We start from the raw sequence: 21,792 nt of genomic DNA on the forward strand, positions 1-21,792 counted from the left end.
TTGCATCTGCCTCCTTCGGCGGATCCGGCGCTTTTTGCCGGCTCAATTGACTTTTACGTCAATCTGGTTTGTGTCAGTTCCGAGAGGGCTGACGGCATGCGCGACTACTACACCATCACCGAATTGACGCGGGAGTTCGACATCTCCACGCGCACGATCCGCTTCTACGAGGACGAGGGGCTGATCGCTCCGATTCGGCGTGGGCGCACGCGGCTATTCCGGCATTCGGACCGCCAGCTTCTCAAGATGATTCTGCGCGGCAAGCGGCTGGGCTTCTCCATCGCCGAGATTCGCGAGATCATGGGCATGTACCGCACGCCGCCGGGCGAGGCGGGGCAGTTGCGCACCATCATCCGCCGCGTCGGCGAACGCCGCGTGGAACTCGAACAGAAGCGCCGCGACATCGAGGACCTTCTGTCCGAACTGGATCAGGCCGAAGAGGCCTGCCTGACGCGCATGGCGGAACTCGGCGTTTCTCCCTCGAACTGATCGATCAGGGCTCCGCGGAGAAGGAGCACTGGTCTACCGTCCGGCGGACGGTATCCTGCTGCGCGTCGTCCAGACGTCCGCTGAGCAATGCGCCGAGGAGATCCTGCGATTGGAGTTCGCTGCGTACGCAGCCGCAGTATCGCTGGCAGAAGCCCTCGTCGCGCGTTTCAGCGCAGGTTCTCCGGCAACTCTGGTCGAAGGCGGCGGTCTGGTCCGGCGGGTAGAGATAGGCAAAGCCCGCGATAAGGCCGATCGAGATCGGCTGGTGGACGAGGTAGAACATCAGCGAGTGCCGCCCCAGCCGCTCGAGATGGCGCGCCGGCCCCAGGCGGCCGTTGAGACGGCGCAGACGCGGCCAGAGGCCGAAGCGTTCGGCCATCTGCGCGAGCGCGATGCCTACTATCACCGGCGCAAGCCAGGGAATCAGGGGCACGAAGTCGTTGGAGATGGGCGCGCGCTCCGACATCCCGATCCAGGCGAGCCAGCGCGAATCGGTCAGCGGGGTCGAGACGACGAGGGGAAGGGCGACGAGGAGCGCCGCCAGCGCGAGATTGACCGCGAAGGGCAGGCGAATGAAGAGGAGCCCGAGCACGCTGGCGACGGCGATCAGGTGCAGGATGCCGAAGAAAACGAAGCTGTCGGGGGTGAAAGCGTAGGTCGCGATCGAGATGACCGCGGCGCCGGCTGCGATCTGGCCGAGACGCCTGGCGAAGGCCGGCCAGCGCACCTCCTGCCGATGGGCGAGTACGAGGCCGATGCCGACGAGCACCAGGAAACTGACGGCGATCGAGCGGGCGAAAAGGCGCCAGCCGCCGACCTGGGCGTATCCCGGCGGCAGATAGCCGAAGAACTCGAGATCCCAGGTGAAATGGTAGACGAGCATGGCGAGGAGAGCGACGCCGCGCGTGACGTCCAACAGCTCGACCCGCGACCCGAAGCGAACGGCCTTGGTTTCCTGCATCGACTTTTCCTCTGGTCCCCGCCGCTTCCCGCCTATCTGAAAGCCAGAGCGATGGCGACCAGTCCCGGCGCCGCAACGCATCCGGCAGGACGGACCATTCCCATGAAGATCATCGAAGCGGCCGGCGCCCGCATCCCCGCCATCGGCCTCGGCACCTACCGCCTGGAAGGCGACACCTGCGTGGCGATGGTGAGCGAGGGCATCCGCGTCGGATACCGCCATATCGACACGGCGCGCATGTACGGCAACGAGAGGCAAGTCGGCGAGGGCCTGCGCGCCAGCGGCGTCGCGCGCGACGAGATTTTTGTGACCACCAAGGTCTGGACGGACGACCTCGCGCCGGCCGACTTCTTGCGCTCCGCGGAAGCGGCGGTCCAGGCGCTTGATGTCGGCGCCGTGGACCTCATCCTGATCCACTGGCCCAATGCCGCGATCCCGCTGCAAGGCACGATCGATGCGCTGAACCAAGCCCGGGAGAAGGGACTAACGCGCCATATCGGCGTCGCCAACTTCACCGCCGCACTGATGGAGGAGGCGGCCTCGCTAACCCGCCACCCGCTCGCCTGCAACCAAGTGGAATACCATTCGCGTCTGTCGCAGGAGACCGTCCATGCCGCCTGCGAGCGGCTCGGGATGGCCATGATCGCTTATTCGCCGATCGGGCAGGGCAAGGACCTCCTGTCCGACCCCGTGGTGACGGACATGGCCGAACGCTATGGGCGCACGCCGGCGCAGATCGTCCTGCGCTGGGAGGTGGAGCAGCCGATGGTCGGCGCCATTCCCCGCACCTCGAACCCGGATCGGCTGGCCGAAAACCTTGACGTCTTCGGCTTTGAGCTTCAGGACGAAGACCGTCGCCGCCTTCACGAGATGTCGCGCAGCCGCCGCCGGCTCGTCGATCCGTCCTTCGCGCCGCAATGGGACGCTCGTTGAATCATCGACCCGTGCCCAACCCGTTTCCGCTTCGCGAGGACGGGCCGGCGATCGCCCGAGACGAGTTCCGCCATGTTCTTCCTTGCGTCCAAGATCCTCTGGTTCCTCGTCCAGCCGATCGTCATCATCCTGCTGATCGGGACGTCGGGGGTGCTGGCCCTCCTCATGAAGATGCCGCGCCTCGGTCTCGGACTGGTCGGCACGTCATTTCTCGTGATGGCGATCGTCAGCCTCACGCCGCTCGGCCTGCTGATGCTCGGCGTTCTGGAGAATCGTTTCCCCAAGCCCCAGTTGCCCGAGGACGTTACGGGTATCGTGGTGCTCGGCGGCTCGTTTGACACCCGCATCGGTCGTACGCGGGGCGAACTGGAGCTGAACGACGCGGCCGATCGGATCACCACGACCCTCGCGCTGGCCCGGCAGTTTCCGAACGCGCGCGTCATCTTTAGCGGCGGCGCGGCGTCCATTCTGGAAGAGGACATCACCGAATCGTCGATGGCGCAGAAGCTGTTCGACGCGCTCGGTCTTCCAGCGGAGCGGCTGGAACTTGAGGACCGTTCCCGCAACACGGTTGAAAACGCGGTCTTCACGCGTGAGATCGCCCAGCCGAAGCCTGGCGAGACATGGCTGCTCGTGACGTCGGCGGCCCACATGCCGCGCTCCGTTGGCTGCTTCCGTGTCGCCGGCTTCGACGTGCTGCCTTATCCGACGGACTACCAGACGCCATCGGGCGATGCGCTTCTTCGACCCTCCGCGACCACGATCCGTAATGTCGAGAAGGTGCACTTCGCCATTCGCGAATATCTCGGGCTCGCGGTGTATCGCCTGACGGGAAAGACCGACGCCCTGTTTCCCGCGCCGTCCGCTTAGGGCTCGCCGGGAAGAGACAGGCGGTAGATGCCCTTGAGGTCGGCCGGCGCGACCGGTCGGCCCTTGCGCTTGATCACGACCCGGCCCTCCTCGACGAGCGAGACCGCCGCACGGCGGATCGGCTGCATCAAGAGACGCCAGACCTTCTCGTCCGGCCCGGCAAGCGTACGGGCGACTTCGGAAGGGCATACGGTCTTGCCTATGCCGCGCTCGTGGACGGCCCTCAGGATTTCGGCGCGCAGGGCTTCGTGTGTCGGCTGGCTGGGCATCAGGGTTTCCGGAGGGAGAGGTTGGCGTCCGAGAAGAACTGCCGGTGCCCCAGGATGAGGATGACGAGAACCGTGGTTCCGACCAGCACCGTGGGGCCGACGAACCAGCCGAGATAGGCCAGTCCGAAGAAGATGCCGCGCAGCCCCGCATTGAAGTGGCGCGCGGCGATGCGGTTCATGGCGAGCGCCCGCTGCATGGCGGCTTCGGCGGCATCCGGGTCGGCGTCGGCTTCCCGACACATCGGGATCGCGCCGATCAGGATGGAGCAATAGTTGAAGAGCCGATAGGACCAGCCGAACTTGAAGAAGGCATAGGCGAAGATCGTCACAAGCCCGAGGAGCTTGGCCTCCACCAGCGCCCGGTCGAAGCTGCCTTCCAGCGGCAGGTCCGTGACGATCAGCGCGATCTGCTCCGCCGAGCCGATCAGCGCGAAACAGCCGCCGATGGCGAAGATGCAGGCCGAGGCGAAGAAGCCGGTGCCCTGCTGCAACCCGGTCATGATGGCCGTGTCGATCATCCGCAGGTCGCGCCGCAGGAGCGTGCGCATCCAGACTTCGCGCTCCCGGTTCATCTGGCGGCTCAGGCCATGCCGCGCGAAGATGGGGAACTCGACCACGAACGAGTAGCCGACCCAGCCGCCGAGAAAGGCGACGAAGGCGAGGAGGTCCGGCAGGTCGAAGATCTCGGCGATGCGCATGGCGGCTCGGGTCGGCGGTGGATCGGTCGCGCGCAAAGGTTCGCACCCTCGCGCCGACACTTCGTCGTCTTGACGCCGTTCGGCGCGGCGAGCAAACACCGCGCATGCCGCTTCATATGATCAAGCTCTGCGTGGGTGTCGACAGCGTCGAGGATCTGGAGGCCTGGGTTCGCACTCGTCTCTCGGCCGCGCCGGGCACGGAACAGTCGCATGTCACGCGCGTGATGCCCAAGCGCGCCGCCGAAATGGTCGGCGAGGGATCGCTGTTTTGGGTGATCAAGGGACAGGTGCAGGTCCGCCAGCCCATCCTGCGCTTCGACGCGATCCGCACCGAGGATGGGATCGAGCGCTGCCGCATCGTGCTCCAGCCGGAGTTCATCCGCACCCGGCCGCTCCCGAAGCGGCCGTTCCAGGGCTGGCGCTATCTCACCGCGGAAGACGCGCCGCCCGATCTGGGCGAGAGCATGGACCTGTCGGACCTGCCCTCCGCCCTTCGGCGCGAACTGGCGGAACTCGGCTTGCTCTAGGCGTCGGCGGAGCGGCCGAAGGCGATGCGCACCGCCTGGGAGCCGGACGACGAGGTGACGACGAGGCGCGTCTGCGTGCGCGGCTGCGATGCGCGCCAGGCGCGTGCGCCGTGGCACAGGAGCATGCCGACGAGGTCCTTGGCCCGCAGACGCGACCGGCCGTCGCGGTAGTCGGACAGGCGCGAGGCCGCCTGCTGCAGGGGGTGCAGACCGATCACGGTCGATTTCTGCTCGGTGGAGGGCAGAAAGGCGCTTTCGGTTTCAAACGACATGACAACCTCGGTTACGCGGGGAAACGGCAGGCAAGGGAGGGGCGTTCGGGGCGCGAGCCCCGCACGGACGACGGACGAAGAAGCGTTGCTTACGGTCGGTCAGTTCGCCGCGATGGCGTAGCAGGCGTAGGCCTTGCTCTTGAGCACCTCGCAGGCCGCGTTGGCGGCAGCCTTGTCGGCGAAACCCGAGAAGCGGGCACGGTAGAGCGTCTGCGAGCCGCTGGCGACCGCCTGGGTGAAGGGGCGGGCTCCGGCGAGGGCCGAGCCGGCGCGCTGCTTGGCTTCCGACAGGATGTCGTAGGCGGTGGCCTCGGCAGGCGTCGCGGCGATCTGAACCACCCAGCCGGACACGGCATCGCGGCTGGACGTGGGAGAGGCGGCGGAGGCCTGCGTCACGACGTTGGGGATCGAAGCGCGGGGAACGGGAGCGGCGGCCAGGGCGGTCGCGACGCTCGGCGCGGCGCGGTCGTTGGCCTCCAGGGCCTCGCGGATCGCGTCACGACCCACGACCGGCCGGCGGCTCGGCGCCGTGATGGCATTCATCGCGCCCGTCGCATTGGAGCCGTAGGCCTCGGCCACGCGCTGGTTGATGCTGGACGCGCGGCGCGTGGGCACCGGTACAGCGGTCGGAAGCGATGCAGCGACCTGCGTCTCCGCATGGTTGGTGACCGACGGGCCGCGGGCGCTCGGGCTGTAAGCCGCGATCAGGCCGCCGGACGCCCGCCCGCTGGTCTGCGGCAGATACTGCTTCACCAGCTCGGCCATGTGGTCGTCGCGCGAACGGCCCGAGCGGCCGCCCATCACCACCGCGACCAGCTTGCGGTCGCCGCGAACGACGGAGGTCACGAGATTGAAGCCGGACTTGTTGATGTAGCCGGTCTTGATGCCGTCGACGCCGTCCACGCGGCCGAGGAGCCGGTTGTGGTTGCCGATGGTCTGGCCGCGGAAATTGAAGCTGCGCGTGCTGAAGTACTTGTAATATTGCGGGAAATGCTCGCGCAAGGCGATGCCGAGCGTGGCCATGTCGCGGGCCGTCGTCATCTGCTCGTCATTGGGCAGGCCGTTGGCGTTCCGGAACGTGGTGCGCGACATGCCGAGCTTGCGGGCCTTGGCCGTCATCATCTCCGCGAAGCGGCTTTCGGTGCCGCCCAGGAACTCGCCGATCACGACCGACGCATCGTTGGCCGAACGGGTGACGAGGGCCTTGATGCCCTCCTCGACCGAGATCGTCGAACCGGTCTTCAGCCCGAGCTTGGAAGGCGGACGCGCCGCGGCGTAGGCTGAGACCTTCATCGGGGTGGACAGGGTCGCGCGCCCGCTCTCCAGCGCATCGAACAGGAGGTAGAGCGTCATCATCTTGGTGAGCGAGGCGGGATAGCGCCGGTCGTCGGCGTTGCGGGCGAACAGGACCTTGCCGTTGTTCGCGTCGATCACGAAGGCGGCGTAACGCTCGTTCGATTCCTGCGCCGCCGCCGGTGCTGCCGCAGCCACCACGCCACCGACCAGGGCCATAGCCATGAGGCCCTTGGTAACGCGTTTCGCCATGGCGGTGATCGTCGACAAGGTCAGCGGCATAGGCGGCACTCTCGTGTTCGTGTGTCGAGATGCTGCCCCCGATCGCAGCGCACGCTTGCACGCCGGTCCGGGTCCCAAGACTGTGTCTTCGCGATCTCTTCTTGAGGGGAAAGATACGCAGGGCGGTCTTACCAATCCGTTTATGGTTGCCGGAACCTTGTGATCGAGTTGTGGCATTCCTCTCCAATTTTCGTGATCGGATACGCGCGGAGATTGCGATAATGCGGCGCACAACACCCTTGCGGATTTTTGTGCGGTGCAATATATGCTGGTGAAAGACGGATGGATCTTCGTTGCCCGCCGTCATCCAACATCCAAGGGAGAGTTCGATGAACGCATTCGCTGACACCAACAAGATCGGCAAGGACAACATGGACAACGCGCTGCGTTCGATCTCAGCCGTGACCAAGGGCTTCCAGCAGATCGCTGCGGAGACCACCGAGTTCACCAAGAAGTCCTACGAGCAGTCGGCCCAGATGTTCGAGCGCCTCGCTCAGGTCCGCACCCTCGACAAAGCGATCGAGCTGCAGTCCGAATACGCCCGCTCCGCCTACGAGGCCTGGGTGTCGCAGGCCAACAAGATGGGCGAGATCTACACGGAGATCGCGCGCGAGGCCTATCGCCCGATCGAGAGCTCGGTTCAGCAGAACCAGCAGTACGCGCAGAACATGGCCAACCAGGCCAACTGACCGCATCCCATTCGCGACCGCCCCTCGGGGCGTGTCCCAGGAAGGCTCGGCTCATGCCGGGCCTTTTTTGTTGCGCGCGACGCGGTGCGGGTGACTATGGCGCGCAGGCGACGGGACGATTCCGAGGCGCCGCGGCGGGTGGTCGCGCCCGGCGGGAACGAAATTTCGCCGCATCGGGAAGGCGTCTTAAATTGTCGATCGGCGCACATACATATCGAGCGATGGCGAACGTGAACTCCTTCAACGAACGGACGGCCGCGACCGCGGCCCGTCCGATGGCGACCCGGTCGCAGGGCTCGGACGACGAGCGTCCGGGCGGCCCCGATCGCGGGACATCCGTGATTACGCGGACCAAGCCCAAGACCAAGAAGCCGAGTCTTTACAGGGTCCTGCTTCTGAACGACGATTACACGCCGATGGAGTTCGTCATCCACGTCCTCGAACGCTTCTTCCAGAAGGACAGGGAGGCGGCCACGCGCATCATGCTCCACGTGCACCAGCACGGGGTGGGTGAGTGCGGGGTCTACACCTACGAAGTGGCCGAGACGAAGGTGACCCAAGTGATGGATTTCGCACGCCAGCACCAGCATCCGCTTCAATGCGTGATGGAAAAGAATTGAGGTGAAGCTTGCCGACATTTTCGCAAAGCCTGGAGAAGTCCCTCCATCAGGCGCTCACCTTCGCCAACGAACGGCACCAGGAGTTCGCGACGCTGGAGCACCTGCTCCTCGCGCTGCTTGAAGACAAGGATGCCTCCGCGGTCATGCGGGGGTGCAGCGTCGACATCGACGTCCTGCGTTCGTCGCTGACGGAGTATATCGACACCGAACTCGCCAATCTCGTCACCGGTCACGACGAGGATTCCAAGCCGACCGCCGGGTTCCACCGGGTGATTCAGCGCGCGGTGATCCATGTCCAGTCGTCGGGCCGCGAGGAAGTGACGGGCGCCAACGTGCTCGTCGCCATCTTCGCCGAGCGCGAGAGCCACGCGGCCTTCTTCCTGCAGGAGCAGGAGATGACGCGCTATGACGCCGTGAACTTCATCTCCCATGGGATCTCGAAGCGACCTGGCGCGTCCGAAAGCCGCACCGTGCGCGGGGCGGAGGACGAGCAGTCGGTCATGGGCAACGAGGAAGAAGGGCGCCGCAAGACGGCTCAGGACGCGCTGACGGCCTACTGCGTCAATCTGAACGAGAAGGCCAAGACCGGCCGGATCGACCCGCTGATCGGGCGGGCGAACGAGATCAACCGCACGATCCAGGTCCTGTGCCGCCGCTCGAAGAACAACCCGCTCTATGTCGGCGACCCCGGCGTCGGCAAGACGGCGATCGCTGAAGGACTCGCTAAGCGGATCGTCGAGGGTGACGTGCCGGAGGTTCTGGCGGACGCCACGATCTTCTCGCTCGACATGGGCACGCTGCTCGCCGGCACGCGTTATCGCGGCGACTTCGAGGAGCGCCTGAAGCAGGTGGTCAAGGAACTCGAGGAGTATCCGGGCGCCGTCCTGTTCATCGACGAGATCCATACGGTGATCGGCGCCGGCGCGACCTCCGGCGGCGCGATGGACGCGTCCAACCTCCTGAAGCCCGCGCTCTCGTCCGGTGCGATCCGCTGCATCGGTTCGACCACCTACAAGGAATACCGCCAGTTCTTCGAGAAGGACCGGGCGCTCGTCCGGCGCTTCCAGAAGATCGACGTCGCGGAACCGACGATCGAGGACGCGATCGCGATCCTGAAGGGCCTCAAGCCCTATTTCGAGGACTTCCACCACGTGAAGTTCTCCAACGACGCGATCAAGTCGGCGGTGGAGCTGTCGGCGCGCTATATCAACGACCGCAAGCTGCCGGACAAGGCGATCGACGTGATCGACGAGACGGGAGCCTCGCAGATGCTGCTGCCCGAGGCCAAGCGGAAGAAGAGCATCGGCGTGAAGGAGATCGAGGCGACCGTCGCCACGATGGCCCGCATCCCGCCCAAATCCGTGTCGAAGGACGACGAGGAGGTTCTGTCGAACCTGTCCGAGCAGCTCAAGCGCGTGGTCTACGGCCAGAACGCCGCGATCGAGAGCCTGACGACCGCCATCAAGCTGGCGCGCGCCGGCCTGCGCGAACCGGAGAAGCCGATCGGCTCCTACCTGTTCTCCGGCCCGACCGGCGTCGGCAAGACGGAGGTGGCCAAGCAGCTCGCGTCCGCGCTCGGCATCGAGCTCCTGCGTTTCGACATGTCGGAATACATGGAGCGCCACACGGTCTCGCGGCTGATCGGCGCGCCTCCGGGCTATGTCGGCTTCGACCAGGGCGGGCTGCTCACCGACGGTGTCGACCAGCATCCGCACTGCGTCCTGCTGCTCGACGAGATCGAAAAGGCCCATCCCGACCTGTTCAACATCCTCCTGCAGGTGATGGACCACGGGAAGCTGACGGATCATAACGGCAAGCGGATCGACTTCCGCAACGTGATCCTGATCATGACGACCAACGCGGGCGCCTCCGAGTCGCAGAAGGCTGCGATCGGCTTCGGCTCGACCAAGCGGACGGGCGACGACGTGGAGGCGATCAACCGCCTGTTCACGCCGGAATTCCGGAACCGCCTGGACGCGATCATCCCGTTCGGTGCCCTGCCGACGCCGGTGATCCACGAGGTCGTCCAGAAGTTCGTCATGCAGCTCGAAGCCCAGCTCTCCGAGCGCGGCGTCACCTTCGACCTCGACCAGGAGGCGATCGCCTGGTTGGCCGACAAGGGCTACGACGAGCACATGGGCGCGCGACCGCTGGGCCGCGTGATCCAGGAATACGTCAAAAAGCCGCTGGCCGACGAGGTCCTGTTCGGCAAGCTCAAGCGCGGCGGAACCGTCAAGGTGACGGTGGTGGACGGCGAGGACGGCCGGAAGCTTCACCTCGAGTCCATTCCCGAGGAAAGCTACGCCAAGCCGCGCAGGGCGGACGAGGCGCGCGGCAAGGTGCGCGTCGGGCCGGACGGCGAGGAGATCGACGAGGCGACGGCCTTCGACGAGGACGACGAGCCGGAGGACGAGCCCGAGGCGGCGCCCGTCAAGGAAACGGCGTCGGCCAAGGACAAGGCGGAGAAGCGGGCCGGGGCCGTGCCCAAGGTCCCCCGCAAGCCCACCGAGTGAAGCCTCGGCGAGGCGTATCCGCTTCGCCCGGAAATGCTCTAGAAGGAGGCCGCTCGCGAGAGCGGCCTTTTCCTTATCCGGCAATCATGGAACCGCGGATCGATGACCGAAAATGCCGAGGCGGGGGGTGACCCTGCCTCCAAGTGGATCCTCCTGGGCATGCGGCAGGTCGTCAGTGCCCCAGCGCTCATCCTCGTGATCGCCCATCTCGGTTTCGCAGGTCTGGCTCGCGAGGCTGGGATCAAGTGGACGGAGGCGACCTTCATGGTCGCAACGATCTGGGCCTTGCCGGCGAACCTGATCCTGCTCGGCGCCGTGACGGCGGGACTGTCGCTGGCGGCGACGGCTCTGGCGGTCTGCCTGTCGTCGCTGCGGATGATGCCGATGGTGATCGCGCTGCTGCCCGACCTGAAAGGCCCGGAGACGCGCCGCTCGACGCTGCTGCTCCTGTCGCACTTCGTGGCGGTGACGGCCTGGGTCGTGGCGCTGGAGAAGCTGCCGAGCGTCCCGCGCCGGCACCGCACTCACTTCTTCGGCGGCTTCGCCGTCACGCTGACGGTGATCAACACGACGGCCGTCGCCTTCGCCTTCAACCTGATGGGGCAGCTCCCTGCGCTGGCGACGGGCGCCTTCGCCTTCTTCACGCCAGTCTACTTCCTAACCTCGCTCTATGGCTCCGCGCGCGAATTCTCCGGACGTCTGGCGCTTTTGACCGGCCTCCTCGCCATTCCGCTCGCGCACTGGCTGACGCCCGAGTTCGACATTCTCGTCGCAGGAATCGGCGGCGGTCTCGTCGCCTTCCTGATCGGCCGGCTCAAGGCGAGACCGGAGGCCGACGCGTGACGGGGTTTGGCTACAACGGGGTCGACGCCGCTTGGTGGCCCTATGTCTTCATTCTTCTCGCCGGCTGGCTGCCGACCGACATGTGGCGTTGGCTGGGCGTCCTGTCGGCCGGGCGCCTGGACGAGCGCTCGCCGGCAGTCGCCCTGGCGCGGACCATCGCCACGTCGCTCGTGGCGGCCGTGATCGGCCGCCTCGTTCTCATGCCCGGCGGCTCGCTGGAGGCGATCCCGCTCCCGATCCGGATCGCGGCGCTCGCGACCGGCTTTGCCGCCTATTACTGGCTCGGCCGCAAGACCCTGATCGGCATCCTGTTCGCGGAGGTCGTGCTGCTCGGCGTGCCCTGGGCGCTGGGGATCATCTGACGATCATGCCAGATGCGCGCGGATCGCCTCGGCGTGCTCGCGCAGCACCGCCGGATCGGCCATGCCTCCGCCCGCATGGCGCACGAGCTCGACGCCTTCGTAGCGCGGCACGACATGGAAATGCAGGTGAAACACCGTCTGTCCGCCGGCTTCCTCGTTGAACTGGCTGATCACGACGCCATCGGCCGCGAAAGCCGCCTTGGCGGCGCGGGCGAGACGCGCGAGTTCCGGCAGCGCCTTGGAAAGTGTCGCGTCGTCGGCGTCGAGCAGGTTGCGCGAGGGCGCCTTCGGCAGAAGCAGGCAGTGCCCTTTGGACTGGGGCATCACATCCATGATCGCCGTGAAGTCGTCCGTCTCGAAGATCTTGGCCGCGGGGATCTCGCCGCGCAGGATCTTGGCGAAGATGTTGCCGTCGTCGTAGCCGCTCATGCGCGTCCTCCGGGTTTGGACGTTGGTCGTGAGCCGCCGGTCTAGCTGCGGCTTCCGCTCGCGTCTACTCGGGCTCGCCCTTGCGGAAAGGGGTGGCGGCGGCGAGCTCAGGCTGCGCCAGGAGCACATGCCGGCGCTCGCGCTCCAGATAATCCTCGATCGCCGAGCGCAGGCCGGAATGCGCGATAGCGTGGGCGGAATGGGTGATCACCGGCTCGTAGCCGCGCGCCAGCTTGTGCTCGCCCTGCGCGCCGGCCTCCACCACTGCGAGACCGTGCTCGATCGCGTAGTCGATGGCCTGGTGGTAGCAGACCTCGAAATGCAGGAACGGGTGGTCCTCGATGCAGCCCCAGTAGCGCCCGAAGATCCGGTCGCCGCCCACGAAGTTCAGCGCGCCCGCGATGTAGCGACCCTCGCGCCGTGCCATGACGAGCACGATGGCTTCGGGCATGCGCTCCGCGATCAGCCGGAAGAAGGCGCGGTTGAGATAGGGGCGGCCCCACTTGCGGCTTCCGGTATCCATGTAGAAGCCGAAAAAGGCGTCCCAGGCCTCCTCGCTGATCTCGGTGCCGGACAGGCGCTCGATCGCGATGCCGGCGGCCAGCGCCTCGCGACGCTCCTTGCGCAGGCCCTTGCGCTTGCGCGATGCCAGCGTTTCCAGGAAGTCGTCGTAGGTGGCGTAGCCGCGGTTGACGAAGTGGAACTGCTGGTCGGTCCGGTGCAGGAAGCCGGCCTCCAGCATGGGCTGGAGGTCCGCCTCGTCCAGAAAGGTGGCATGGGCCGAGGAGATCTTCGTCTGCGCGACATAGGCGGGGATGGCCGAGACCATGGCGGCGCGGCGCATCTCGGCGTCCGGCCCGGCACCCACGAGAAGCCGGGGGCCGGTCACCGGCGTGAAGGGTACGCTGATCTGGAGCTTCGGGTAGTAGCGCCCGCCCGCGCGCTCGAACGCGTCGGCCCAGCCATGGTCGAAGACGTATTCGCCCTGGCTGTGGCCCTTGAGATAGGCCGGGGCGGCGGCGAGAAGCCGACCGTCGCCGTCCTCCAAAAGGAGATGCTGCGGCAGCCAGCCCGTGCGACCGCCGACGCAACCGGCATCCTCGAGCGAGGCAAGGAAGGCGTGGCGCGTGAAGGGATGGGGCAGGGCGCCCGGCGGCCCGCCGGGGTCGGCCAGCGCGTCCCAGGCGGCCGGCTCGACCGCGGCGATGTCTTCGGCCACCCGCACGGTGAAGTCCGCCCCGTCGTCGCCGGAAGGTTCACCGTTCATGCTCGTCTATCCTGCGTTCGCCGCCGTCAGGGCGTGAACCCTTCGAACGTCATCTGGTCGGCATGGGCCTGGCTGCGCTCGACGTCGGCGGGCGTGCGCACCGTCCAGCTGATGACCGGCGCCCGCCGTTCGCCTCTCACCCAATCCACGAATGCGTTGGGAAGATGGTGGACATTATAGGACACGAAGGCGCAGCGTCGCTCGAAGACGACACGATGTCGCTCCAGGATATCCGATCGCGTGCCCTCGGCCGTGAGGCCGATCGGCAGATCGAGGCCGTCGGTCTGGTCGAGCAGCCATTCGTCGAAAGACATGATCGCCAGGGGGCCGCGATAGCCCACTACCACCGGGGCGACGTCGGCCATGAAGCCGGCATCCGCCGCAGGGTCGATGCCCTTGGCCTCGACCACGAGCGGAACGCGCCCGCCCACGAGATCGAGGAGCGCCGCGAGCGTCGGCGGGGCTTCGTCGGTGCCGAGCAGCCGCAGCTTGGAGGCCTCGTCCGCCGTCAGGGCGTCGATCGTGCCGCCTTCGCCGGTCAGCCGACCGAGGTCGTGGTCGTGGAACACGATGGGCACGCCGTCGCGCGTGCGGTGGATGTCGCACTCGATGGCGAAGCCGCCGGCGATGGCTGCGCGAAAGGCGGCCATCGAGTTTTCGGGAATGCCGCGCTTGGCGTCGTGCAGCCCGCGATGGGCGATGGGGCGGGCGCTCAGCCAGCCGAGGTCGGGTGCGGCATCGCTCATGGCGTCAGGCGATCTCGAACAGGGCCTCGATCTCCACCGCGGCATCGAGCGGCAGCGACGGAACGCCGACCGCCGAGCGCGCGTGGCGGCCGCGCTCGCCGAGGATGTCGGCCAGGAAGTCGGACGCGCCGTTGGCGACCTTGTGCTGTTCGGTGAAGCCGGGCGCGCTCGCCACGAAGATGGTGAGCTTCAGGAGGCGGCCGATCGACTCGAGGTCGCCCAGCGCCGCCTTGGCCTGCGCCAGGATGTTGATCGCGCAGAGCCTGGCCGCGCGCTGGCCGTCCTCCACCGAGACGCCTTCGCCGAGCTTGCCGGTCACGCCGACCTTGCCGCCTTCCATGGGAAGCTGGCCGGACGTCTGCAGAAGAGAGCCGAACCGGATCGTGGCCACGTAGTTGGCCACGGGTGCCGCAGCGTCCGGCAGGGTGACGCCGGCCGCGGCAAGACGCTCGTTGATCGATTCGGTCATGTTCTTCTCCGCATAGGAATTTGCGCCGCACACGGCTATCAGGTTTTATCCGCAGGTTCGATCGTCGAACCGACGCCTCATGATGGGACGCACACGCTTTGATGCAACATGCTTTGGCATTTTCGGCGGCGGCGATCGTGCTCGCCGTGTCCCCCGGGGCGCGGGCGATCGAACTCCAGCCGCACGAGGCGGTGTACGACCTTTCTCTCGTCTCCCAGAGCTCGAACTTCTCGAGCATCGACGGGCGGATCGCCCTCCAGCTCAAGCCGGACGCCTGCGCCGGTCTGTCGATCGACTACCGGTTCCTTGCACGCTTCCACCAGGACGACGAGGTGACGGTGACGGACCAGCAGACCGTGGCCCGGGAATCGCGCGACGGCAAACGCTACGAGTTCCGCACCCGGACGGTGGTGGACGGTACCGAGCAGAGTCTGGTCGAGGGCGTCGCGGTCAACGAAGGCGACAAGACCAAGGTCTCGTTCGAATCGCCGGTCAAGCGCGAGACCGAGCTGCCGCTGTCCGTCTTTCCGCTCGGCCACACCGCGGAGCTTGTGGAGAAGGCGCTGGCGGGAGAGCGCCTGGTGCAGGCCAACCTGTTCGACGGCGACGAGGAAGCCGACAAGCTCCTCACCACCACCTCGCTCATTCTGCCCGCCAAGCCGGAAACCCGACCGGAAAACCCCGAGGTCGCCAAGACGCTGGAGGGGCTTCGCTCCTGGAACGTCGTCGAATCCTACTACAACACCGACAGCGACGGGGACGGGCTACCGGTGTTCGAGACGCGCTACCGGCTCTACGAAAACGGCGTTTCGGACGAGCTGCGGCTCGACTTCGGCGAGTACACGCTGGCGGGCGGCCTGGATCGGCTCCAGTTCTACGACCGGCCGACGGATTGCCCGGCCTCGCAGTAGGCCTCCGACGCCGGTTCGACTTGCCGGGGCGGCGCATATGGTGTATGCGCGCCGACATTCCACACACGGAAGTTGGGCATCGGAAGAACGCGAGTTCTTTCTTTCCTCCGGTGGCGGCCCAAGGCCGCTTCTTTCCGTGGAGGCATAAACCGGTCAAGGAAAACGATCATGGCTCTGCCAGACTACTCCATGCGCCAGCTCCTCGAGGCGGGCGTCCACTTCGGTCACCAGACCCACCGCTGGAACCCGAAGATGGCCCCCTTCATCTTTGGCGCGCGTAACAACATCCACATCATCGACCTCGCGCAGACGGTGCCGATGCTGCACCGTGCGCTGCAGGCGGTGTCCGACACCGTGGCCAAGGGCGGCCGCGTGCTGTTCGTCGGCACCAAGCGCCAGGCTTCGGAGATCATCGCCGACGCCGCCAACCGCTCGGCCCAGTACTACGTGAACGCCCGCTGGCTCGGCGGCATGCTCACCAACTGGAAGACCATCTCCAACTCGATCCAGCGCCTGCGCAAGCTGGACGAGCTCCTCTCCGGCGAGGCCCAGGGCTTCACCAAGAAGGAGCGCCTCACCCTGCAGCGCGAGCGCGACAAGCTCGACCGCGCGCTGGGCGGCATCAAGGACATGGGCGGCGTGCCGGACATGATCTTCATCATCGACACCAACAAGGAAGCGATCGCGATCGACGAGGCCAAGCGCCTCGGCATTCCGGTCGTCGCCATCGTCGATTCCAACTGCGATCCTTCCCGCATCGACTTCCCGATCCCGGGCAACGACGACGCGGCCCGCGCCATCTCGCTCTACTGCGACCTGATCGCCCGTTCGGCGGTCGACGGCATTGCCCGCCAGCAGGGCTCCATGGGCGTCGATCTCGGTGCGATGGAAGAGGCGCCGGCGGAAGAGGGTCTCGACGAGGTCGAGGGCGCGTCCGACGAGCAGACCGCTTCGGCCGCCTGATCCAGACCCAACCATCGATGTGACGGCGTCACCGCGCCGTCACAAGACTGGCGCACTCCTTCCCGCAGAAGCCGTGCGCCGATTTTTTTGATAGAGGCCAATTCATGACGATCTCCGCTTCGATGGTGAAGGAACTGCGCGAGAAGACCGGCGCAGGCATGATGGACTGCAAGACCGCGCTCGCCGAGACCAACGGAGACATGGAAGCCGCGATCGACTGGCTGCGCGCCAAGGGCATCGCCAAGGCCGACAAGAAGTCCAGCCGCACGGCGGCCGAGGGCCTCGTCGGCGTCGCCGGCGGCGACAACGCGGCCGTGGTGGTCGAGGTGAACTCCGAGACCGACTTCGTGGCCCGCAACGACGCCTTCCAGGCGCTGGTGCGCAACGTGGCCCAGGCCGCGCTCGGCACCGACGGCTCCGTCGAGGCGGCCGGCGCCGCGACGCTGTCCGACTCGGGCAAGAGCGTCGTCGACACGATCAAGGACGCCGTCGCCACCATCGGCGAGAACATGAACCTGCGCCGCTCGGCCAAGCTCACGGTCTCCAACGGCGTGGTCGCGACCTACATCCACAATCAGGTCGCCGAGGGTCTCGGCAAGCTGGGCGTGCTGGTCGCCATCGAGTCGGCCGGCGACAAGGCCGCGCTCAACGCCTTCGGCCGCCAGGTCGCGATGCACGTCGCCGCGACCAACCCGCTGGCCCTTACCGAGGGCGAGGTCGATGCCGCGACGGCCGAGCGCGAGAAGGCGATCTTCTCCGAGCAGGCGCGCGAGTCCGGCAAGCCGGAAGCGATCATCGAGAAGATGGTCGAGGGCCGCATGCGCAAGTTCTACGAGGAGGTCGTCCTCCTGAAGCAGAACTTCGTCATCAACCCCGACCTCACCGTCGAAAAGGCGCTGGAAGCCGCCGCCAAGGACTTCGGCGCCCCCGCCAAGATCGTCGGCTTCGTGCGCTTCGCTCTCGGCGAGGGCATCGAGCGCGAGCAGAGCGATTTCGCGGCGGAAGTCGCGGCGGCCGCCGGCAAGAAGTAATCCTTTCCAGGCCATCCGCTCCCTCGGGGAGCCAACGGGGGGCGTCCGCTTGAGAAGCGGGCGCCCTTCCTGTATCGCAGGCCGGCATCATCCGAAGGACATGACATGACGATCCGTTTCAAGCGCGTTCTTCTCAAGGTTTCCGGCGAAGCCCTGATGGGCGGGCAGGGGTTTGGGATCGACGTCGCCGTTGCCGATCGGATCGCAGCGGACATCAAGGAAGCTCGCGACCTCGGGGTCGAGATCTCGGTCGTCATCGGCGGCGGGAACATCTTCCGCGGGGTGGCCGTCGCGTCCAAGGGCGGCGACCGTGTGACCGGCGACCACATGGGCATGCTCGCCACCGTCATCAACGCGATGGCGCTGCGCACCTCGCTGACCAAGCTCGGTGTCGACGCCATCGTCCTTTCGGCCATCGCCATGCCCGAACTCTGCGAGAGCTTCTCCCAGCGCGCCGCTCTCGCCCATGCCAGCGCCGGCCGGGTCGTGATCTTCGCCGGCGGCACCGGCAACCCGTTCTTCACCACCGATTCCGCCGCCGCGCTGCGTGCCGCCGAAATGGGCGCGACCGCGCTCTTCAAGGGAACGCAGGTGGACGGCATCTACAGCGCCGATCCCAAGCTGGTGCCCGATGCCACGCGCTTCGACACGCTGACCCATGACGATGTCCTGTCGCGCGGTCTTGCCGTGATGGACGTCACGGCTGTAGCGCTGGCGCGCGAGAACGATATTCCGATCGTTGTGTTCTCCATCCACGAAAAGGGCGAGTTCGCTCGCATCCTGAGCGGCGGTGGGCGTTCGACGATCGTCATCGACTGACCGTCCGCACCCGCGAATTTCTCAGAAAGGAACCGAAATGGCCGCACTCGACCTCAACGAACTGAAGCGCCGTATGGATGGGGCGGTCACGTCGTTCAAGGGCGACCTCGCCGGCCTTCGCACCGGCCGCGCCTCGGCCAACCTGCTCGACCCGATCGTCGTGCAAGCCTACGGCTCGGCCATGCCGCTGACCCAGGTCGCCAATGTCTCGGTTCCCGAGCCGCGCATGGTGGCCGTGTCGGTCTGGGACAAGTCGATGGTCGGCGCCGTCGAGCGCGCCATCCGCGAGTCCAGCCTCGGCCTCAACCCAATCACCGACGGCACGACGCTGCGCATCCCGCTGCCGGAGTTGAACGAGCAGCGCCGCAAGGAACTGGTCAAGGTCGCGCACACCTATGGCGAGAACGCCCGCGTCGCGGCCCGGCATGTCCGTCGCGACGGCATGGACACGCTCAAGAAGGCCGAGAAGGATGGCGACATCAGCCAGGACGACAGCCGCGTGATCGCTGAGAAGGTCCAGAAGATGACCGACGAGACGATCGCCGAGATAGACAAGGCGCTTTCCGTGAAGGAAGCGGAAATCATGCAGGTCTAAGCTGTCCGGAATCGGCGGCATCGGTTTCGAGGCGGGCAAGGACGATGACTGAACAGGTGCGACATCCCAAGCATGTCGCCATCATCATGGACGGCAACGGTCGCTGGGCGAAGGCTCGCGGCCTGCCGCGTACCATGGGGCATCGACGCGGCGTCGAGGCCGTGCGCCAGGCCGTGCGCACGGCGCGCGACCTCGGCATCGAGTACCTGACCCTGTTCGCCTTCTCGTCCGAGAACTGGAAGCGGCCGCAGGAGGAGGTGGGCGAGATCCTCCGCCTCCTGAAGTTCTTCATTCGCCGCGACTTGGCCGAGCTTCACCGCGAAGGCGTCTGCGTGCGCGTGCTCGGCGAGCGGGAGACGCTTCCGCCCGACATCCGCGGACTTCTCGAGGAGGCGGAGCAACTGACGGTCGACAACGACCGAAACACGCTTCTGATCGCCTTCAACTACGGCGCGCGGGACGAGATCGCGCGCGCGATGCGGCGGATCGCCGAGAAGCTCGTGTCCGGCGAGACGACTGTGGACGCCGTGACGCCCGAGCTTCTGGACGCCCATCTCGACACGGCCGGCATTCCCGACCCCGACCTCATCATCCGCACCAGCGGAGAGCTGCGGCTGTCGAACTTCCTCCTATGGCAGGCCGCCTATTCGGAATTCGCTTTCCTGCCCTGCTACTGGCCCGACTTCGACACGGCGATCTTCACCGAGACCGTCCGCGAATATTCCCTGAGAGACCGGCGCTTCGGCGGCCTCTCGCAAGAGATCGCGTCCTGAGGCGATGGGGCTGGGACTCGGACGTCTCGTCGCCAATGCGAGCTGGATCGACCTCAAGTCCCGGCTCATCTCGGCCCTGATCCTCGGCGTCGCCATCCTGGCGCTGACCTTCGCCGGCGGCGTCGCGTTCCGGCTCCTGTGCTGCGCCACCTGCATCATCGTCTTCGACGAGTGGATGCGCATGACGCGCGGAAAGCGCGCCGGCGACATCTATCTCTTCGCGCGGCGGGCGCTCTTCGTCAGCCTCGTCGCCTTCTTCTTCGGCTTCCATGCCGTGGCCGTGGCCGTGGTGCTCCTGTCGATCGGGTTCATCGCACTGGTCGACCGGGGCGAGCGCAAGGCGGACTGGGTGATGGCCGGGCTTGGCTATTCCGCGCTTGCCGGCATCGCGCCCGGCCTCCTGCGCGAGGACGGCGCCGACGGGCTCGCGGTGTTGGGGCTGATCATCTGCGTCGTCTGGTCGACCGACGTCTTCGCCTATTTCAGCGGTCGCATGATCGGCGGTCCGAAGCTTCTGCCGATGGTCTCGCCCAAGAAGACGGTCGCGGGCGCGGTCGGCGGGCTGGTCGCCGGCGTCGCCCTCGGCAGCCTCTATGCCTACTGGCTGACCGGTTCGGTGACGTGGCTGGTCGTGGTTCTCTGCGTCATCCTCTCGATCGTCGGACAGGCGGGAGATCTCTACGAGTCCTGGGTGAAGCGTCGCTTCGGTGTGAAGGATTCCGGACGTCTGATCCCCGGCCATGGGGGCCTTATGGATCGCATCGACGCTCTTATCTTCGCAGCCGGTGCCGCCTGGATCTTCGGCATGCTGATCGGTGGTGCGGAGCATCCCGCCGGAGCCATATTCCGGTTCTAGCGGCGTGGTGCACGACGGGTTCGGGGCGCTTGCGCTTCCGACACGCAAACTTGCTTGGTCCACGGTGAGCGGGCGTTCACCGCTTCGGGTACAGGATGCCGGGAATTTCCTGGCGGACGCCGCTATGCGCCCGCCGGAACAGCTTGGATGGATGGAATGAGTATGGAGAGCTGGTGGACCACGATCTGGGGCTCGGGGCTGACCTACATCGTCCCGTTCCTCTTCGTCCTGACCGTCATCGTGTTCTTCCACGAGCTCGGCCACTATCTCGTCGGCCGCTGGTCCGGCATTCGCGTCCTTGCCTTCTCGGTCGGGTTCGGGCCGGAACTCGCCGGCTTTACCGACCGCCGCGGCACGCGCTGGAAGCTCTCGGCCATTCCGCTCGGCGGCTACGTCAAGTTCTTCGGCGACGAGAACGCTGCCAGCGTGCCCGACCATGCGGCGCTCGGCCGCATGAGCGAGGCCGAGCGGGGCGGGGCGTTCCATACGGCCAGCGTCGGCCGCCGCGCCGCGACGGTGGCGGCCGGACCGATCGCAAACTTCATCCTGGCCGTCGTCCTCTTTGCGCTGACGGCATTTTCCACAGGTTTGGTGGTCGGCGATCCCGTGGTCTCCGAAGTGCGGCCTGGATCGCCCGCCCAGGCGGCGGGGTTGCAGCCCGGCGACCGGATCGTCAGCGCCGACGGGGAGACGATCGAGTATTTCGGCGATCTCCAGCGCTACGTCTCGACCCGTGCCGGCGTGCCGGTCAGCCTCGGCGTCGATCGCGGCGGTCAGACGATCGCTCTGACGGTGACACCACAGGAGCAGACGCAGACCGACAATTTCGGGAACGAATTCAAGACGGCGGTGATCGGCGTCGTCGCCAATGCCGAACAGAGCGGGTTCCGCACGCGTGAACTCGGACCGCTGGAAGCGCTGTCCTACGGGGTGTCGCAGACCTGGTTCGTCACCGAGCAGACCGTGTCCTTCATCGGCGGCATCTTCAAAGGATCGCAGTCCAGCGACCAGATCGGCGGCCCGATCCGCATCGCGCAGGTCTCCAGCCAGGTCGCGACGCTCGGAATCGCCCCGCTGCTTAACCTTGCCGCGCTTTTGTCGGTCTCGATCGGCCTCCTCAATCTCCTGCCGATCCCCATGCTGGATGGGGGGCATCTCCTGTTCTACGCAGCGGAAGCCGTGCGCGGAAAGCCGCTGAGCGAGCGGGTTCAGGAGTTCGGCTTCAGGATAGGCCTCGCGCTGGTGCTGATGCTTATGGTATTCGCGTTCTGGAACGACCTCTCCAGCCTCGGCTGAGAGTCGTCAGGGGACA

The 21,792-nt window shown here is 66.5% G+C and carries 26 protein-coding genes; 17 read left to right on the top strand and 9 right to left on the bottom strand.

Annotation, left to right across the window (positions count from 1 at the left end; all coding sequences use genetic code 11):
* The first annotated feature begins 96 nt into the window (after positions 1-96).
* Complete coding sequence (locus O5O54_RS02075) at positions 97-489, top strand: MerR family DNA-binding transcriptional regulator (RefSeq protein WP_279478510.1); 393 nt, start codon at positions 97-99, stop codon at positions 487-489.
* 4 nt (positions 490-493) lie between these two features.
* On the opposite strand, the gene O5O54_RS02080 is transcribed toward O5O54_RS02075, so the two are convergent.
* Positions 494-1,450 carry a heparan-alpha-glucosaminide N-acetyltransferase gene (locus tag O5O54_RS02080; RefSeq protein WP_279478513.1) on the bottom strand — a complete coding sequence of 319 codons (957 nt, stop codon included), beginning with the start codon at positions 1,448-1,450 and terminating at the stop codon, positions 494-496.
* A gap of 102 nt (positions 1,451-1,552) precedes the next feature.
* Between O5O54_RS02080 and O5O54_RS02085 the strand changes: the two genes are divergently transcribed.
* The gene (locus tag O5O54_RS02085; protein WP_279478514.1) at positions 1,553-2,383 is read left to right on the top strand and encodes an aldo/keto reductase; all 831 of its coding nucleotides are present in this window, start codon (positions 1,553-1,555) and stop codon (positions 2,381-2,383) included.
* A gap of 150 nt (positions 2,384-2,533) precedes the next feature.
* Positions 2,534-3,253: a YdcF family protein gene (locus tag O5O54_RS02090; RefSeq protein WP_279478515.1), complete on the top strand. Its 720-nt coding sequence runs from the start codon at positions 2,534-2,536 to the stop codon at positions 3,251-3,253.
* On the opposite strand, the gene O5O54_RS02095 is transcribed toward O5O54_RS02090, so the two are convergent.
* Positions 3,250-3,522 (bottom strand): DUF3253 domain-containing protein, encoded by a 273-nt coding sequence (locus O5O54_RS02095; RefSeq protein WP_279478518.1) that lies wholly within the window; start codon positions 3,520-3,522, stop codon positions 3,250-3,252. The genes O5O54_RS02090 and O5O54_RS02095 overlap by 4 nt on opposite strands.
* Positions 3,522-4,220 (bottom strand): DUF599 domain-containing protein, encoded by a 699-nt coding sequence (locus O5O54_RS02100; RefSeq protein ID WP_279478519.1) that lies wholly within the window; start codon positions 4,218-4,220, stop codon positions 3,522-3,524. Before O5O54_RS02100 ends, O5O54_RS02095 begins: the two co-directional genes overlap by 1 nt.
* A 104-nt stretch (positions 4,221-4,324) precedes the next feature.
* Here O5O54_RS02100 and O5O54_RS02105 point away from each other — a divergent pair, with 104 nt between their 5' ends.
* Entirely contained in the window at positions 4,325-4,747 is a 423-nt protein-coding gene (locus O5O54_RS02105; protein WP_279478521.1) for a DUF1489 domain-containing protein, read from the top strand.
* Here the strand turns inward: O5O54_RS02105 and O5O54_RS02110 are convergent.
* Together O5O54_RS02110 and O5O54_RS02115 are read right to left on the bottom strand one after the other, a co-directional pair.
* Positions 4,744-5,019 (bottom strand): hypothetical protein, encoded by a 276-nt coding sequence (locus O5O54_RS02110; protein WP_279478523.1) that lies wholly within the window; start codon positions 5,017-5,019, stop codon positions 4,744-4,746. The two genes, O5O54_RS02105 and O5O54_RS02110, sit on opposite strands and share 4 nt — an antisense overlap.
* A 99-nt stretch (positions 5,020-5,118) precedes the next feature.
* Positions 5,119-6,564, bottom strand: a complete 1,446-nt coding sequence (locus tag O5O54_RS02115; protein ID WP_279478525.1) for a serine hydrolase — start codon at positions 6,562-6,564, stop codon at positions 5,119-5,121.
* 359 nt (positions 6,565-6,923) lie between these two features.
* Between O5O54_RS02115 and O5O54_RS02120 the strand changes: the two genes are divergently transcribed.
* From O5O54_RS02120 to O5O54_RS02140, 5 genes are all read left to right on the top strand, one after another.
* Positions 6,924-7,283, top strand: a complete 360-nt coding sequence (locus O5O54_RS02120) for a phasin family protein (protein WP_279478527.1) — start codon at positions 6,924-6,926, stop codon at positions 7,281-7,283.
* A 275-nt stretch (positions 7,284-7,558) separates the two neighbouring features.
* Positions 7,559-7,903, top strand: coding sequence for an ATP-dependent Clp protease adapter ClpS (gene clpS, locus O5O54_RS02125; RefSeq protein WP_279478712.1), 345 nt, complete (start codon positions 7,559-7,561; stop codon positions 7,901-7,903).
* 8 nt (positions 7,904-7,911) lie between these two features.
* Positions 7,912-10,416, top strand: a complete 2,505-nt coding sequence (clpA, locus tag O5O54_RS02130) for an ATP-dependent Clp protease ATP-binding subunit ClpA (RefSeq protein ID WP_279478529.1) — start codon at positions 7,912-7,914, stop codon at positions 10,414-10,416.
* 102 nt (positions 10,417-10,518) lie between these two features.
* The gene (locus O5O54_RS02135; protein WP_279478530.1) at positions 10,519-11,259 is read left to right on the top strand and encodes an AzlC family ABC transporter permease; all 741 of its coding nucleotides are present in this window, start codon (positions 10,519-10,521) and stop codon (positions 11,257-11,259) included.
* Positions 11,256-11,621 carry an AzlD domain-containing protein gene (locus O5O54_RS02140; protein WP_279478532.1) on the top strand — a complete coding sequence of 122 codons (366 nt, stop codon included), beginning with the start codon at positions 11,256-11,258 and terminating at the stop codon, positions 11,619-11,621. Before O5O54_RS02135 ends, O5O54_RS02140 begins: the two co-directional genes overlap by 4 nt.
* A gap of 3 nt (positions 11,622-11,624) precedes the next feature.
* Here O5O54_RS02140 and O5O54_RS02145 read toward each other — a convergent pair whose 3' ends face one another.
* From O5O54_RS02145 to O5O54_RS02160, 4 genes are all read right to left on the bottom strand, one after another.
* The gene (locus O5O54_RS02145; protein WP_279478534.1) at positions 11,625-12,050 is read right to left on the bottom strand and encodes an HIT family protein; all 426 of its coding nucleotides are present in this window, start codon (positions 12,048-12,050) and stop codon (positions 11,625-11,627) included.
* Between the two features lie 64 nt (positions 12,051-12,114).
* Complete coding sequence (locus O5O54_RS02150) at positions 12,115-13,317, bottom strand: GNAT family N-acetyltransferase (protein ID WP_279478537.1); 1,203 nt, start codon at positions 13,315-13,317, stop codon at positions 12,115-12,117.
* 26 nt (positions 13,318-13,343) lie between these two features.
* On the bottom strand, positions 13,344-14,063 hold the full coding sequence (locus O5O54_RS02155; protein WP_279478539.1) for a glycerophosphodiester phosphodiesterase family protein: 720 nt from the start codon (positions 14,061-14,063) through the stop codon (positions 13,344-13,346).
* Between the two features lie 4 nt (positions 14,064-14,067).
* On the bottom strand, positions 14,068-14,532 hold the full coding sequence (locus O5O54_RS02160; protein WP_279478541.1) for a RidA family protein: 465 nt from the start codon (positions 14,530-14,532) through the stop codon (positions 14,068-14,070).
* 101 nt (positions 14,533-14,633) lie between these two features.
* Here O5O54_RS02160 and O5O54_RS02165 point away from each other — a divergent pair, with 101 nt between their 5' ends.
* The 8 genes from O5O54_RS02165 to rseP all read left to right on the top strand — a co-directional run bounded on the left by O5O54_RS02165 (position 14,634) and on the right by rseP (position 21,776).
* The gene (locus O5O54_RS02165) at positions 14,634-15,443 is read left to right on the top strand and encodes an EipB family protein (protein ID WP_279478543.1); all 810 of its coding nucleotides are present in this window, start codon (positions 14,634-14,636) and stop codon (positions 15,441-15,443) included.
* A 168-nt stretch (positions 15,444-15,611) separates the two neighbouring features.
* Entirely contained in the window at positions 15,612-16,406 is a 795-nt protein-coding gene (gene rpsB, locus O5O54_RS02170) for a 30S ribosomal protein S2 (protein ID WP_279478544.1), read from the top strand.
* A 104-nt stretch (positions 16,407-16,510) separates the two neighbouring features.
* Entirely contained in the window at positions 16,511-17,437 is a 927-nt protein-coding gene (gene tsf, locus O5O54_RS02175; RefSeq protein ID WP_279478547.1) for a translation elongation factor Ts, read from the top strand.
* A 105-nt stretch (positions 17,438-17,542) separates the two neighbouring features.
* Positions 17,543-18,256, top strand: coding sequence for a UMP kinase (pyrH, locus tag O5O54_RS02180; RefSeq protein ID WP_279478548.1), 714 nt, complete (start codon positions 17,543-17,545; stop codon positions 18,254-18,256).
* Between the two features lie 37 nt (positions 18,257-18,293).
* The gene (frr, locus tag O5O54_RS02185) at positions 18,294-18,851 is read left to right on the top strand and encodes a ribosome recycling factor (RefSeq protein WP_279478551.1); all 558 of its coding nucleotides are present in this window, start codon (positions 18,294-18,296) and stop codon (positions 18,849-18,851) included.
* 44 nt (positions 18,852-18,895) lie between these two features.
* Positions 18,896-19,624, top strand: coding sequence for an isoprenyl transferase (locus tag O5O54_RS02190; protein WP_279478554.1), 729 nt, complete (start codon positions 18,896-18,898; stop codon positions 19,622-19,624).
* A 4-nt stretch (positions 19,625-19,628) separates the two neighbouring features.
* On the top strand, positions 19,629-20,480 hold the full coding sequence (locus O5O54_RS02195; protein ID WP_279478555.1) for a phosphatidate cytidylyltransferase: 852 nt from the start codon (positions 19,629-19,631) through the stop codon (positions 20,478-20,480).
* A gap of 156 nt (positions 20,481-20,636) precedes the next feature.
* A complete protein-coding gene (rseP, locus tag O5O54_RS02200) occupies positions 20,637-21,776 on the top strand; it encodes an RIP metalloprotease RseP (protein WP_407061641.1) in 1,140 nt (379 codons plus the stop codon).
* Positions 21,777-21,792 lie beyond the last annotated feature (16 nt).

The organism is Aureimonas sp. SK2 (assembly GCF_029813115.1).
GTDB lineage: Bacteria > Pseudomonadota > Alphaproteobacteria > Rhizobiales > Rhizobiaceae > Aureimonas.